This window comes from Pseudomonas sp. RIT778 (assembly GCF_019718735.1).
Classification (GTDB): Bacteria; Pseudomonadota; Gammaproteobacteria; order Pseudomonadales; family Pseudomonadaceae; genus Aquipseudomonas; species Aquipseudomonas aphyarum.
The window spans coordinates 48,787-64,196 of sequence record NZ_JAIHBA010000024.1 but is presented as its reverse complement, the minus strand read 5'-3'; the positions used below and the strand labels follow the sequence as shown (position 1 = coordinate 64,196).

General features: G+C 61.7%; 7 protein-coding genes. 5 read left to right on the top strand and 2 right to left on the bottom strand.

The annotated features are described in order from the left end of the window. The first annotated feature begins 65 nt into the window (after positions 1-65). The 5 genes from cobG to K5E37_RS17700 all read left to right on the top strand — a co-directional run bounded on the left by cobG (position 66) and on the right by K5E37_RS17700 (position 11,851). A complete protein-coding gene (gene cobG, locus K5E37_RS17720; RefSeq protein WP_221534690.1) occupies positions 66-1,364 on the top strand; it encodes a precorrin-3B synthase in 1,299 nt (432 codons plus the stop codon). Continuing rightward, a complete protein-coding gene (locus K5E37_RS17715) occupies positions 1,357-1,983 on the top strand; it encodes a precorrin-8X methylmutase (protein ID WP_085609238.1) in 627 nt (208 codons plus the stop codon). The genes cobG and K5E37_RS17715 overlap by 8 nt, the downstream gene beginning before the upstream one ends. After that, complete coding sequence (locus K5E37_RS17710; RefSeq protein WP_007951035.1) at positions 1,980-2,714, top strand: precorrin-2 C(20)-methyltransferase; 735 nt, start codon at positions 1,980-1,982, stop codon at positions 2,712-2,714. Before K5E37_RS17715 ends, K5E37_RS17710 begins: the two co-directional genes overlap by 4 nt. Then, positions 2,714-4,417: a precorrin-3B C(17)-methyltransferase gene (cobJ, locus tag K5E37_RS17705; RefSeq protein WP_221534688.1), complete on the top strand. Its 1,704-nt coding sequence runs from the start codon at positions 2,714-2,716 to the stop codon at positions 4,415-4,417. The genes K5E37_RS17710 and cobJ overlap by 1 nt, the downstream gene beginning before the upstream one ends. A 303-nt stretch (positions 4,418-4,720) precedes the next feature. Continuing rightward, a complete protein-coding gene (locus K5E37_RS17700) occupies positions 4,721-11,851 on the top strand; it encodes a TcdA/TcdB pore-forming domain-containing protein (protein ID WP_221534686.1) in 7,131 nt (2,376 codons plus the stop codon). Positions 11,852-11,917: 66 nt separating this feature from the next. Here the strand turns inward: K5E37_RS17700 and K5E37_RS17695 are convergent, their stop codons facing one another. Continuing rightward, positions 11,918-12,514 carry a MarC family protein gene (locus K5E37_RS17695; protein WP_007951032.1) on the bottom strand — a complete coding sequence of 199 codons (597 nt, stop codon included), beginning with the start codon at positions 12,512-12,514 and terminating at the stop codon, positions 11,918-11,920. 62 nt (positions 12,515-12,576) lie between these two features. Further along, on the bottom strand, positions 12,577-15,354 hold the full coding sequence (locus K5E37_RS17690; protein ID WP_007951031.1) for a hybrid sensor histidine kinase/response regulator: 2,778 nt from the start codon (positions 15,352-15,354) through the stop codon (positions 12,577-12,579). Positions 15,355-15,410: the final 56 nt, after the last annotated feature.

Genomic DNA, 15,410 nt, shown 5'->3' with positions numbered 1-15,410 from the left:
AATACCGCGCCTTCGCCCGCGAAGCGCCTTTCCCACAGAGCTGCCAGCCCTTGAACGAACGTCCGATGTCCAACGCCATACGCCCCTCGGCCTGTCCGGGGTTGCTGCGTATCGTCCAGGCACTGGATGGCGGGATCTGCCGGATCAAGCTCGATGGCGGTTCGATTACGGCCGATCAGGCCGATGCGGTCGCCAACGCCGCCGAGCGGTTTGCCGGCGGGGCGATCGAGGCGACCAACCGGGGCAATCTGCAGATTCGCGGGATCGGCGAGCAGTCCGCCGCGCTGATCGACAGCCTGTTGGCCGCCGGTCTCGGGCCGCGAACCGCAGCGGGTGACGATGTGCGCAACCTGATGCTCAGCCCCTCCGCCGGCATCGACCGGCAGATGCGTTTCGATACTCGTCCACTGGCCGGGCAGATCCTCGAAACCCTGCAAAGTCATCTGCGCTTCGACGAGCTGAGCGCCAAGTTCGCCGTGCTACTGGACGGCGGTGAAGCGCTGGCGATGCTCGAACATCCCCACGATCTGTGGTTGTCGGCATTCGAAGATCGCGGCGACACGCTGCTGGCGTTCGGCCTGGCGGGTTGCCCGACGGATCGACCGCTGGCCGCTGTGGCGCTTGAGCACGGACATGCGCTGGTGGTCGCGGTGTTGGAACTGTTCCTCGAACTGGCCCGTCCGGAGCAGGCGCGAATGCGCCATCTGCTGGATGAATGCCCGGCGCCGGTGTTCCTGGAAAAACTCGCTCAGCGAATCAACCTGAAGTCAGCCGCTGATTGGCAGCGCGAAGCCGGACCGGAAGGTTTGCACCTCGGCATCCACCCTCAGCAATCGTCCGCTCAGGTCTATGTCGGTGCCGCACCGGCGCTCGGTCGCCTCGATCCGGACATGCTGCGTGGCGCCGCACAACTGGCCAGAACCTTCGGCGACGGCAGCCTGCGTTTCACCCCTTGGCAGAGTCTGTTGCTGCCCAATGTGCGGGAAACTGATGCGGTTCAAATGCTCGACGAATTGAGCAAGCTGAACCTGCTGACCCGCATCGAAGATCCCTTGGCGCACCTGATCGCCTGCACCGGCGCCAACGGCTGCGGCAAAGGCCTGGCCGACACCAAACACGATGCCCGCCTGCTGGCTACGCTGTTGCCACACGCCGTGGATGTGCACCTGTCCGGCTGCCCGCGTTCCTGCGCGGCCGCGCACCGGGCTGCGGTGACTCTGCTGGCGGTCGGCCCCGGTCACTACGATCTCTATTTTCGCGATGCAGCCCTGCCGGGTTTCGGCGCGCTGCACGCTCACAACCTTACTATCGAAGCGGCGGCGAAATTGCTCGCCGCCCGCTCACGGAGCCCCCTTGATGCTTGATTACATCCGCGACGGTCAGGAGATCTATCGCAACTCCTTCGCGATCATTCGCAGCGAGGCCAACCTGGCTCGCATCCCGGCCGACCTGGAAAAACTCGCGGTGCGGGTGATCCACGCCTGCGGCATGGTCGAGGCTATCGACGGGCTGCAATTCTCCGAAGGCGCGGGCAAGGCCGGGCGCGATGCGCTGGCTGCCGGCGCGCCGATCCTGTGCGATGCGCGGATGGTTTCCGAGGGCGTGACCCGTGCGCGCCTGCCGGCCAACAACGAGGTGATTTGCACCTTGCGCGATGACAGCGTGCCGGAGTTGGCGCGCGAGCTGGGCAACACTCGCTCCGCTGCCGCACTGGAACTGTGGCGTCCGCATCTGGAAGGCAGCGTGGTGGTGATCGGCAACGCGCCGACCGCGCTGTTCTATCTGCTGGAAATGCTCGACGCCGGCGCCCCGAAACCTGCGCTGATCCTCGGCTTCCCGGTGGGCTTCGTCGGCGCCGCCGAATCCAAGGCCGAGCTGGCCGCCAACAGCCGTGGCGTGCCGTTCGTGATCATGCAAGGCCGCCTCGGCGGCAGCGCCATGGCCGCCGCTGCAGTCAATGCCCTCGCCACGGAGATCGAATGATGCAGGCTCAAGGACGTTTGATTGGCCTGGGCGTCGGCCCCGGTGATCCGGAACTGATTACCGTCAAGGCCCTGCGCCTGCTGCGCGAATCGCCGGTGGTGGCGTACTTCGTGGCCAAGGGCAAGAAGGGCAACGCCTTCGGCATTATCGAAGCGCACCTGCAGGACGCGCAGAATCTACTGCCGCTGGTGTACCCGGTGACCACCGAAGTGCTGCCGGCGCCGCTGTCCTACGAACAGGTGATCAGTGATTTCTACGATGACGCTGCCGAGGAAGTGGCCGCGCATCTGGATGCCGGTCGCGACGTGGCGGTGATCTGCGAAGGTGATCCGTTCTTCTACGGCTCCTACATGTACCTGCACGATCGCCTCGCCAGCCGTTACGAAGCCGAAGTGGTGCCGGGCGTCTGCTCGATGCTCGGCGGCGCTTCGGTGCTGGGCGCACCGCTGGTGTATCGCAATCAGAGCCTGTCGGTGCTGTCCGGCGTGCTGCCTCACGATGAACTCAAGCGCCGTCTGGCCGATGCCGACGCGGCGGTGATCATGAAGCTGGGGCGCAACTTTCCGAAAGTGCGCGACGTGTTGGCAGAGCTGGGCCTGGCTGAGCGTGCGCTGTACGTCGAGCGCGCGACCATGGCCAACCAGAAGATCGTACCGCTGGATGAGGTCGAGCCGATGTCGTCGCCGTACTTCTCGCTGATCATTGTTCCCGGCGAACGGTGGCAAGGCTGATGACTCACTCCACACCGGCCATCGTCATCCTCGGCCAGGGCGCACTGGGCACGGCCCGTCGCCTTCAGCAGGTTTATCCGGCTGCGCAGATTCACGGCCTCTCCGGGCGCGTCGATGGCGCCGACCTGACTTACAGCGACTTCGGCGCGACCCTGCGCGAGCTGTATCAACAGGACACGCCGATCATTGCCCTGTGCGCGGCCGGCATTGTCATCCGCACCCTGGCGCCGCTGTTGCTGGAAAAAGGCGTCGAGCCAGCGGTGCTCGCCGTGGCTGAAGACGGCAGCGCTGTGGTGCCACTGCTCGGCGGCCTGGGCGGAGTGAATGTCATGGCCCGCGAGATTGCGGCTGCGCTTGAAGTGGCAGCGGCGATCACCACCAGCGGCGAGTTGCGCTTTGGCACTTGCCTGCTCAATCCTCCCGGCGGTTATGCCCTTGGCGATCTGGAGCAGGGCAAGCGCTTTGTCTCCGACTTGCTCGCCGGCCACAGCGTGCGCATCGACGGTGCTGCGCCGTGGCTTGAGCAGGCGCAACTGCCGGAAGATCCACAGGCGCAGCGCTCGATTCATGTCGGCAGCGATGCCCGCGTGGCGAGCGCCAGTGAGTTGCTGATTTATCCGCGCAGCGTGGCGGTGGCGGTCGGTGCCGATGTGGCCGGTCTGCCGGATGCAATTCGCGATGCGTTGCAGCAGGCCGGTGTGGCGATTCAATCGCTGGCCTGTCTGGTGGCGGCCGATACTCAGATGGCCAGTCCGGCGTTGCGTGACGCCGCGCTTGAACTGGCTGTGCCGTTGCGCTTTGTCGCGCCGGCGAGTGACATCGGTGAGCTGGTTCGCGATGCAGTCCCCGACGCTCGAATCATCACAACATCCCGCGACCTTGCCATCGCCGTGGCCGAACAGCCGCTGGATATTTCGCAGGTCGGTCGTCCGCGTGGACGCCTTGCCGTCATCGGCCTTGGCCCCGGTGCTGCCGAGTTGATGGTACCGGCGGTGAAAGCCGAACTGGCCCGTGCCACCGACGTGCTGGGTTATGAAACCTACGTGCGCATGGCCGGTCCGTTCCGCGACGATCAGGTGCAGCATTGCACCGACAACCGCGAAGAAATGCAGCGTGCCCGTCACGCCTTCAGGCTGGCCGCTCAGGGTCGTTCGGTGATTGTGGTTTCGTCCGGCGATCCGGGCGTGTTCGCCATGGCGGCGGCAGTGCTCGAAGCGTTGCACGAGTCGACGGACCCGGCGTGGCACAGCGTCGATCTGGAAATCCTGCCGGGTGTTTCGGCGTCGCTCGCCACCGCCGCTCAGGCCGGTGCGCCGCTGGGCCACGACTTCTGCGTGATGTCGCTGTCGGACAACCTCAAGCCGTGGTCGATCATCGAAAAACGTCTGGATCTGGCCGCCGAGGCGGATCTGGCATTGGCCTTCTACAACCCGATCTCCCGTGCCCGTCCGTGGCAACTGGGGCGAGCGCTGGAAATCGTCGCGCAACACCGCACGCCGCAAACGCCGGTGGTGTTGGGCCGCGATATCGGCCGTCCCGGACAGGCGTTACGCACCACCACGTTGGGCGCATTGACTCCGGATCAGGTCGACATGCGCACCATGGTCCTGATCGGTTCGTCCACTACGTGCACCTTCCCTCGCCCGGAAGGCGGGGAGTGGGTGTATACACCGAGGTGGTACGGGGACAAGCCCGTAGCCTGATACCGTTATATTAGTTTTCGATAAAACCCAAAAAGGCCGCGAATTCGCAATTCGCGGCCTTTTTGGTTTGTGCGCTTTCTGAAGTTTGTATTTGTTTCAATAGCGTTTGTTTGAATGGTCTAGTGTTGTTGGATGTTTCGTTGGACATTGTTTGAATGGCTTTGTGTTTGTCTTTGGGTATTGTTTTGCACTAGTTTCGGTTATGTGAAGTTTGTTCGGGTTTTAGTGTTTGCTTGTTGCAAGTTGTTTGCTCTCGCGGCGTCGGCGCGCGCGTGTAATTTATTATGTCGAGGAAATGTTTCAATGCAGGAAGCTAAAGTTCATGGCGGGTATGTAAAGTTTGTCAATCTGTTCAAATTGTCTGATCTTGAACAAGCGCTGTTACCCTACAAGAATACCGTTCGTTATGACGAGGTGATCCGTTACTACTTTGCCTGTGTCGGTTTGCTCGACTCGCCACGGCTCTTGCAACCCCTCGCGCTGTTAAAGCGGGCGCTTGGAGAGTTCGACGGGCATCGGGTGCGACGTGAAGTTGAAAAAGCACCTGCGCCGAGCCCGAAGACGGAAACAGCGCCCGATCTTTCAGAAATCAGCGCCAGGGTCAGCGACTTCGAGTCGCGGCTGAACTACAGCGTTGAACTGATGAAGACACCTGCTACGCAGGTGCCGAAGATCCTGCACTTCGTCTGGCTGGGTGGCGGAGTCGGTGACATCCAGCGCGATTACATCAATGTCTGGAAACAGGTATTGGCCGGTCAGGGTTATCAGATCAACGTCTGGTATGACAGTGATGCGTTGCTGGCCTGGCAGGCCAATCGCTTGATGGTCGAGGCGGCCAAGGCGGACGCCATGGAGCACGGGGGCGTCGACAGCCTCTCCGACAAGGTTTTGGGCGAGATGTATGTCGCCCGCGCTATCGCTTTGAAGCAACAGATGAGCGAACACATTGATGCGGCGGTTGCGAGGGGCGAATCCGCCGATGAAGCAAGATTGCAGTTGTTGAGCCGTGCTTATGGGCAGAACGTTCAGGATTTAAGGGCGTTGAAAGCAAAGAACCGTGAAAGTATCGATGCGCTGGTCGGAGGTAATATTCGAGTGCGCGATCTGGCGGGTTCGGAAATACCTTTGAAGTTGCGGGATGTTTACCAGCGGGAAATGCGCATGCGGGGCAACCTGGCGGCTGCGTCGGATATCGTAAGAGCAGAGGTCTTGCACTTCGAAGGTGGCAGCTACAGCGATGTTGATAATTTGCCGCCGTTGCTGAAGGAAATTGCAGGTATCGATATCAGCGACTTTGGTGCTGATGCGCGCCTCGGTGTCTTGCAGTTGATGCTGGATCAGAATCCCGACTGGATGCCCGGTCGACAGGCGCTACGGGGGCGGTACAGAGACAAGCTGCTGCAAATACCCGAAGAGCATCGCCCGGTGCTGCAGGCGTTTGCCAAAAGCCGGCCGCTTTTGACTCAGGTGTTTCAGCCTCCGCAGGATCTGCTTGTCCGACCGTATGCGCTGCGCGCAGTGGCAATGGAAAACACGATCAGCAATGCCTACATGATGGCTCATGCCGGTTCGGCGGTACTTGAGTCCGTGCTCAAGCGCTTCAGGTTCAACTACGAACTGCTCGATGACACCACCCGGTTGGCGATTGAAAGAGGTATCAGACTTCAAGAGCATGAAGCGATGAGTCCGCTGGCCAACGAAGTACTGGAACGATCTTACGGGCCTTTGGTTGAGTTGCCGGGAATGGAGTCCCTTTTTGCGGCTTATCTGGCGGATGCCGTTGCCGGATACCACAACGAAGGTATCCGTCCGGGAAACGAGGGGACGATCTATTTGACCGGGCCCGCCGGAATCAAGGATGGCACCAGCGATTTCGAAAAAACATTTTTAACGCCCGAAGGGGCGCAGGCGTCACGGCGGGAAATGGCCATCGCACCTCTGCAGACGGTCAATCAGGTCACTGAAGAGGAGCTGGATCACTCCTGGAAAGAAAACGAAACCGATACCCGAAAGTGGCTCGATACTGAACAGCAAAGCTGGCGCGACGGCCGATACAAAACCCGCTACGCCGGGAATGTCGCCGAATTGCTCAAGCAGACTACCGTCGAATTCGAACTCGGCTGGCCACTGGTCGAAGGACGTCATGTCCTGAATACCGAGCTGTTGCAGCGTATGGCCGATCACCTCGGCGAACCGTTTACCAAGGCGATGATGAGCGGCCACGATGGGCCGGTCGTGTTCGCCGACCGATTGCCGCTGAGCTTCGATGATCGTCAGGCCATACGTCATCAGGACACTCGCCTGCGGCCACCGGCATTCCCGAAAAGTCCGATTGCCCAGAGTATCGCGCTGGATGAACTGCTGATCGGGCTGGGTACCCGTTCCTGGCAACTCGCGCAGCTCAACCCGCTGCAGCGTTTGACGATCGGCGCGTTGCTGGGCGCCGATTCACTGGATGCCCAGCGATTTTCCGCATTGAACGGTGCGCTGGACAATCTGATCAACAGCGTCAGTGAGCGCGGTACGTCCGGGCGTTACGCGGTAATTGAACAGCAGCTCTATCAGCACCGGGCACCTGCGTTCATGGCAGGCATGTCCAGTGTGGGTGATGAATTGCCCGCACATTCGGTCAACGCACTCAGCCTGAAAAAGAACGCGCTGGCCAACGCTGCGACGCTGTTTGACTGGGGGCGCCGGGTAGCGCAGATCCAGCGGCTGGCCACTCAGGAGCATCGCGATCAAATCCAGGAGCGGGCGGAGCAGGTGCTCAATCAGTTCGCGGCCGGCACCGTCAAACTGGTGCCTCAGGATTTGTTGATGCACGGGCTGGGTGATACCGCCGCCGGACGTTGTTTTCCGCTGGCGCTGGCGATGAGTGCCGCCCTCACTGAGGGCGAGGGGGCCACCCGACAGTTACGCGAGCGATTCTATCTGGCGGTGCTTGAGCCGGAACATCCGGACTCGAAGGCGTTTCTGGCCGCGCTGGAGGAAATGCGTGGCGTGAACGCCGCAGAGGTGGGCACGGCGCTGGGGCGGGTCGATCTGGACAACATGGTCGCGACTCTCGAGGCGTCCGCGGGGCCTCGAACCCTGATGCTCAACTCGGACAACCACTCGATGCTGGTGGCCCGGACCGTAAACGGGAGTACGGCCGTTTACCACTTTTACGATCCGAACTTCGGCCTGTTCGAATTCGACAGCCCGGCGACCTTCCGGATGGCCCTGAAGCAATTTTTCAAGAACACGCATATCGCCCGTCATTATGCCGTGTACGGCAAACCCGGCCGACCCCAGTTCGATCTGATCGATGTGCAAGGCGAAAAGGTTGCCGCCCTGAACCTGTCGAACGGCATCAAGGTAAGTCAGTTGCTCAGGGATGAACCGCTGCCGGACAAACCGTTCAGGTCCGTTCGCCAAAGGGTGAACAGTGCTCACGGTCGATCGCTCATGGAGAATTCGCGCCTGGGCAGTGCATTGCTGTCTTCAGAAAATGACTGGTGGGCCGAGCAGATTGCCGACGTCACTGCACGCTTGCAGGAGGGCCATGAGTCGGTCACTCCGCTGGTGCCGTTGTTCGACTCGCTGGAGGTGACCCCCGAGGGCGGTTACCGGGTACACATGCTCGACCCGCAAAGTGGCGAGACGGTCGCCGTGGTCACCAGCCGGGATGATCGCCTGGTGCGGATCAGGAATTACCTGACGGATCTGTTTTCGACGCTGGGGCACAAACCTGCGACCGGCGCGGTGGTGGATCCGACAGAGGCGGCGGCCGTGCACACGCTCAATGCCGGTTTTGCGGTACAGGCGCTGATGAATGCGTTGCGCGGGCGCGAGGGCGAAGATCGCACTGTGAGCACCGCGGTGCAGTGGCATGCCTACGTCAACTACGCACAACTGGTGCATGGCAATGTGGTCGACGTAGCGGGGCTGATCGGTCTGGTGCAAGCCGCGTTGCGTGATGAAAAGCTGATCGCCCGCACCAGTGCGAAAGTGGTCGGCGAAGCGCTTGAGCCGTTGACCGGCAGAACCCTCGGCGCGGTGGCCGGGCATGTGGCCAACGAGGGCGTCGGTGCCGTACTTGGGCTGGCGAATGTCGGCTTCGATATCTATCAGTTGGCGAATGCCCGCAACGATGTCGAGATCGCCACCTACGCCACCCAGCTGACGTTCGACGCCAGCAGTCTGGCCCTGACCGGTGCGGGACTTGGCGCAGCGGCCGCTGGCGCGGGTACGGCGGCTGCGGTGCTGGGAGGCGCCGGGGTGATTCTGGGTGGCCTTGCCGTCGGCGTGACTGCGCTGGCGCAGAACTTCGCGACCATCGCTGAAGAAGCGAAGGCGGTCGGACTGTTTTTCGCGGAGCTGGAGCAGGCACATCACGGCGCCGGATTTCACTACAGCGACGAGCAAGGTGCCTGGTTGCCGCGACCGTCGCTGATCATCAACGGACTGGATCTGAGCGCCGGCAAACTGCTGCTCGACAGTTCCCGGCTGTATCCGCTGCGTGATCATTTCGGTGTGCCGGACTTCGACGTCGACTACCCGCGAGCCATCCACCTCAGTAAAGAGCTTGGCTACCCCGCCGAAATGACGTTCGCACCATCGGCCGAGCAGGCCATTGTCCTGCCGTGCACGCCGCTCACTTGCTACGGCTACGAGTACCAGATCCTGCCGTTTTCATCGCAACGCCACGACAAGGGTTTCGACATCGCGCGGCGTCTGGAGAAGAAAAAAACGGACGGCCAATGGCTGTTTCTTTTTTCGTTCTACTCGTTCCCCAGCCATTACATTGTTCATCGGATGTACCCCGATTATCGCCTGACCGAGATCAGCATCACGCTCGATGCACAGGCGCGCAAACTGGTTGTGCCGGTGATTCCCAAGCCCTGGCACGAGCAGATCAGTTATCGGATTCAGGGTGGGGGAGGCGCTTGCACGCTGGTGCTCAATCCAGGTGTCAACGTCGAACTGGTGTCCGTGGGGGCGCAAAAGAACCGCTGGACCATCGTCGCACCCTGGGCCCGAGAGTCGGAGATCGTGTTCAGCCAGGACGGGCAGTTCAGTGTCAAAGGCTGCCAGTTCAAGGTGACGGCGAACAGTGCGCCGGAGATCTCCCTGCTGATCGAAAATGGCCGGCTCTTCAGGATCGCCGACGGCAAACGGCACGAGCTGGAGCTGCTGCAGGAACAGGCGCCCAAAGGGCTGGATGACCAGACCCTGCAGGATCATCTGCAAGCGCTGGCACGGGCGCATCGACTGGCGCTGCGCTATACGCCGATCCACAACTACCGGGTTCCTTTTGAAAACCCCAAGGCGCCGCGTTACACCAACGGCTGGTACGACGCCATGGAGGATCGGGTCCTCTATATCCGCAATGATGAAGTGTTCGACGATGAGGGATTGTTCTCGGTGGTCACCGGCGGCTCGGCGTTTTTCCATGATCAGAGTGGCTACGATATCTGCCAGGTCGATGCCGACACCGGGCTGCTGAGCCATCGTTATCGATTGATCTTCCGACACGAGGGCGCGAGCTCGATTCGCAGTGTTGAAGCCGATGGCCAGGGTGTCATCCATGTGGTGCAGGAATATACGTATGAAGACGGCACGTTTGAGCGCCTCAACTACCTGATACACCAAGGTGAGCTGTGGTTGAGCTCCGTCACTCGCGGGCTTGAACCGACTTACGCAGCGCTGTTCGATGACAGCAAAAGCCTGGCAGATTGGGCTCCGGTGCTGGGTGATCGGGCGAAGCGCATGCCGGTTCATGCGGACAAAGACTTTGCCACGGTCGACTGGCAGTTCGCGCCTTATGTTTCGGTCTGCTGGATGATCGAAGAGAACGAGCGGGACATGGCCTGGGTCCGTACCCGTGACAACCTGATCGTGCGCCCGGTACCGCGACGTCACCATGCGCGCGCCTGGCCCGATTCGATCCAGAACCTGAACGAGCTGATGCTGCTGACGCCGGCCGATGACGGCGACGTGTTTGTCATTTACGACCGACCGTTCCAGAGCCTGTGCCGGGTGCAGCGCACTGTGGCGCAGGAGCAGAATCAATGGTCGCACCGCTGGGTGCAACCCGAGCGCCTGAAGCAGGTGACGGCTGAGCACAATGGCTATCAGGCCCGCACCGAGGACGGGTTGTCATTCGGGATCGGCGCTGATGGTGAGCTGCATTTTGCCGGCCTGGCAGAACCCTGGCTCAAGGGACGCAAGCAATGGTGGCTGGCGCTCGAAGCGATCGCCCGGCAATACGCCGTCGAGCAATTCCCTATTGTCGGCATTGCCAATGCTGCCGGGGATGCGCGCTTGCACGCCTGGTACGTGGACAACCGCTTGTTGTTGTGTGAAGCGCAGCAAACGCAGCTCCGGTTGCTGGGCATGACACCGGACAATCTGTCGGCATGGCTGTTCGAGCCCGAGAGTGGTGAGGTCTGGCGCCAGACGTTTATCGATCCGCAACATCTGCAGTCGGCGTTCGGAGAGGGCACGCAGTTGTTGCAGACCCGGATGCTGACCAGGCCAGAACGACTCTGGACGGCGTGGCGCTTTGCCGATGTGCGGGTCCACGGTGCGGGTCTCGTGGGCACGACGCGCGAAGGTGTGGTGCTGCAACTGGAGCATCAGGAGCCACCGCAGATCATCGGTGTGCAACAGAATTGGCTGGCGGCCCATGGCGAACATCTGATCAGCGACTTGCAGGCCTTGCTGGCGAACGAAGCGCATCGTCCGTTCATTTCGATCGCCGCACAGGACGCCAGTGTGCAGTGGTACATCGCTGACAGCGCGCGGCTGGTTCAGATCCCCGCTGCCGACCTGCCTGAGGATTACCAGCTGCTCGGAACCCGGCGGCATGCCGATGTCTTGCTGCATGATCCGCAGGATCGAGTTGTGCAGGGTTATCCGAGCCTGCGCCAGATCAAGCCGCTGGATTACGTCCAACGCACGGGTGACGTGCTGGTGCTCGAAGGACGGGTGGATGCCTACGATCTTCTGCCGGTGATCCCGGACGATGTGCGCACGCTCGTTTTGCGGGTAGGGCGCGGTGCGATGAAATGGCACCTGTCGGAGGCGCTCATGCGCAAGCTCGACTCGCTGGTGGTGGACTGTCGTTATCCGCTGGGGGCCCGCCCGCTGGTCATGAGCCGTTTGATCCTGACGCTGACTGTCCCTCAGAAGCTGGAGGTGGCGATGGTCGAGGATCATCTGGTACTGATCGACCCCGACAGTGAGCACTGCGTTCTGGTGCGCAATGCGGATGCGTCAGATCCCTCGCAGCGGGGTGATGCGATGCTTGAGATCAATGGCCTGCGTCCGTGCCAGGTGTCGACGCTGGTGCGCTGGTTGAAGGCGCGCAAGGAAGGCGCCGAGGGCGTGACGCTGAAAGCGTTGATCGATCAGGCGGATGCGAAGAAAGCCGTCGAGTCGGCGGGTTGACGGTCCGCGGTTACTGACGAAAAAAGACCGCCGACGTTACCGTCGGCGGTCTTTTCGTTTCAGGGTTCAAGGCACCAGATAGCCTTTGACCCCGGTAAAGATGATCTGCGCCGCCAGTGCACACACGAACAACCCCATCAGGCGGCTGACGATCTGCAAACCCTGATCGCCGAGAATGCGTTCGATGCGGTTCGACAAGTAAAGCACCACACCCACCGTGAAGCTGGCGAGGGCGATACTCATGATCGCAAACAGTTTGTCATCCCAGTGCGGCTGGCTGACGCCCATCACCAGCAGTGCCCCGATGGTGCCGGGGCCGACAGTCAGCGGAATGGTCAGCGGAACGATCGTCACATCCTGCTGCACGTTGTCGGTCTGCACGGCCGACTTGCCCTGCGCCATGCCCAGCGCCGAGATGAACAGCACGCTGCCGGCACCGATGCGGAATGCATCCACCGTGATGCCGAACACATCGAAAATCACCCGCCCGAACAGATACAGCAACACGCTCGAGACCAGGGTGGCGACTGCCACTTTCCAGGCCAGGCGGCGTTGTTCCTTGCGCGAGTAACCGCGGGTCAGGCTGATGAAGCAGGACAACACGAAGAACGGGCTGTAGAGCACCAGCATCTTCAGGTAAACACTGAATAACACGTGGAGCATGGCGCGGGCTCGCTGGCGGGGAAAGTCGGGGGAGTCTAACAGGCGCTATCGTGTCTGTCGGCTCACGACGGTTGCGTCGTCGCGCGGTTCTGTTGATCACGCTGGGCCACCCAGTGCTCGATCAGCTCACGCAGTTGCGACAGCTCCACCGGTTTGGCCATGTGCCCGTCCATTCCGGCCTGGCGCGCGCGTTCCTTGTGCTCGGCGAGGATGTGCGCGGTCAGCGCCACGATCGGCGTGCGGATGCGCTGATTGCCGACTTCCCACGCCCGCAGTTGCTGGGTGGCGGAGAAGCCGTCGAGGATCGGCATTTCGCAGTCCATCAGCACCAGGTCGTAACGCTGGGCTTTCATCGCCTGCAAGGCTTCTTCGCCATTGCTGGCGGTGTCTGGCTGCAGGTTGAGTTTGCCGAGCATGCCCCGGATCACCTTGGTCGAAATGGTGTTGTCTTCGGCCACCAGAATGCGGAAATCGCTCGGCACCTTGACCGGCGCAGCGGGGCTCGCGACCTGTGGCTGGAACACCACCTGACCACGGTTGCGCTGGTTGAGTTCGTCGGCGAGCGTGGTCTTGAGGGTGTAGCCGGCCACCGGTTTGGCCAGGATGCGTTTGATCCCCGAGTTGCGCGCGATGATCTTGCTCGGCGCATTGCTGATGCCGGTGAGCATGATCAGCAGGATGTCGTGGTTCAGGCTCGGGTCTTCCTTGATCTTGGCGGCCAGTTGCATGCCGGTCATGCCGGGCATGTTCTGGTCGAGCAGGACCACGTCGAAGTAATCACGCAAATGCGCCTTGGTGCGCAGCAGGGCCAGCGCTTCCTTACCCGACGGCACGGCGCTGACGTTCAGGCCCCAGGCGCTGCATTGCTGCACCAGCACCTTGCGGCAGGTGTCGTTGTCGTCGACCACCAGCACGCGTGCGCCTTGCAGCGGGCTGTCGAGGTCCGAGGTCGGGTGCTCCAGACGATCAGGGTCCAGCGGCAGGGTCAGCCACAGCGTACTGCCTTGGCTGGCGCCGCTCTTGATGCCGAACTCGCCCTGCATCAAACGGATCAATTGGCGGGCGATCACCAAGCCGAGGTTGCCGCCCAGACGGTTGGCCGACAGGAAGTGCTTGCTGTGCAACTCGGCGTGCATCAGCGCGTCGCGTTCTTCCTGATCCATCGGCTGGCCGCTGTCCTGCACGGCAATGCGCAGGCGTGGCCCGGCGCTGCGTTCGTCGAGGGCGACGACTACCAGCACTTCGCCTTCTTCGGTTTTCTTCAGGGCGTTTTCCAGCAGGCTCAGCAACGTCTGGCGCAGGCGCGTCGGGTCGCCACTGATGACCCGTGGCACTTGCGGCTGGATAAAACTGATCAGCTCGACGTTCTGCTGTTCGGCCTTGGCGCGGTAGATACTCAGACAATCGTCGATCAGCGCGTTGAGGTCGAACTGCACGTCGTCGAGTTCGATCTGCCCGGACTCGAGTCGCGAGATGTCGAGGATCTCGTTGATCAGGGTCAGCAGTTCGTTACCGGCGCTGTGGATGGTTTGCACGTAATCGCGCTGTTTCACCGACAGCGGCGTGCCGAGCAGCAGTTCGGTCATGCCCAGTACGCCGTTCATCGGCGTGCGGATTTCGTGGCTGATCTTGGCCAGGAACTCGGCCTTGGCATTGATCTCGGCGTTGCTCGCCGCGAGGTCGCGGCTGATGCTGAAACGGCTTTCGGTGATGCTGCGCTGACGCTCGCCGAGGGCGATGCTCATCAGCAGGCCACTGATACAGATGAAACCCATCAGGGTCATGATCAGGCCTTGCGGCGCGACCAGGGTCAGCCCCAGCAGGGCCGGGAGGATGATCAGCGTGCCGATGTTGAACACCACCATCGCGGCGACGAACAAGCGGGCAGGGCGGTAGCCTTTCTGCCAGTGATAGAACGCCACCAGCAACATGCTCAGCCCGGCCAGGGCCACCAGCGCGTAGGTGATGATGTTCAGCGGCAGGGTGTTGACGAACAACAGCAACAGACTGCAGATCACGATGAACAGGATGTCGCCGATCAACAGCTTGTTCAGCGGATGCGGGCCGAGCGGGGCGAAGAAGCGGTAGGCGAACATCAGGCCGGCCGGAGCGGTCAGCAGCAGGGCCAGATAGGCGCCGGGAGTCTGGATCGCGTGCCAGTTCGGCAGCCACGGCCCGGCGAGATTGAGCAGCAGCAACAGGCTCAGGCTCAACAGGCCTTCACACACCGCGAGCCACAGGCTGCTGCGCGAGCGGGTGTAGGCGTAGCGGATCAGGTTATGCAGGATCAGCATCGCCAGACAGCCGAACAGCAGGCCGTAGATCAGCGTCTGGTTGTGATTGGCCGCGGCCATCACTGCCGATTGCAGAGTGATGTACGGGCGCAACTGGTGATCGGAGACCAGTCGCAGGTAAACGTCGAGGGGTTTGTCGCTTTGCGGTAGCGGCAGCATGAAGTCGCTGCTGGGCAGCGGTCGTTCCACCTGGGGCTGGGTAGTGCCGGTGTCGCGTTGTTCGATCAGGCGATCGCCGTCGAGGACATACAGATTGAGGTGCGACAGGTCGGGGGCGAAGATCCGCAGCACTTGTTCGTGCTTGCCGGGCGCCAGCCTGAAGCGCAGCCACAAGGCGCCATCGGGTTCGGCCGCGGTGAGGCGGTCAAGCTCGATAGGGCTGAATTGATTGGTGTAGCGAGCGGAGCGGATGTCGCTCAGCTGGAGGTTGCCCTGATCGTCAAGCAATACCGACCAGCCACTGCCTTGCGCGGCCTGGGCCGGGAGCATGCAGAGCAAGGTCAACAGCGTGACGGTGAAGCCTATGGCAATCCTGAGCCAGCGCACGGCGAAATCCCTTCGTAGGTTGATGCCAGAATATAACGATGCGCAGCGTCGGAACA

Bases quoted from the DNA above. Each gene is read 5' to 3' on its own strand.
- K5E37_RS17710 (WP_007951035.1), top strand. From the start codon at position 1,980: ATGATGCAGGCTCAAGGACGTTTGATTGGCCTGGGCGTCGGCCCCGGT.
- cobJ (WP_221534688.1), top strand. From the start codon at position 2,714: ATGACTCACTCCACACCGGCCATCGTCATCCTCGGCCAGGGCGCACTG.
- cobG (WP_221534690.1), top strand. From the start codon at position 66: ATGTCCAACGCCATACGCCCCTCGGCCTGTCCGGGGTTGCTGCGTATC.
- K5E37_RS17715 (WP_085609238.1), top strand. From the start codon at position 1,357: ATGCTTGATTACATCCGCGACGGTCAGGAGATCTATCGCAACTCCTTC.
- K5E37_RS17700 (WP_221534686.1), top strand. From the start codon at position 4,721: ATGCAGGAAGCTAAAGTTCATGGCGGGTATGTAAAGTTTGTCAATCTG.
- K5E37_RS17695 (WP_007951032.1), bottom strand. From the start codon at position 12,514: ATGCTCCACGTGTTATTCAGTGTTTACCTGAAGATGCTGGTGCTCTAC.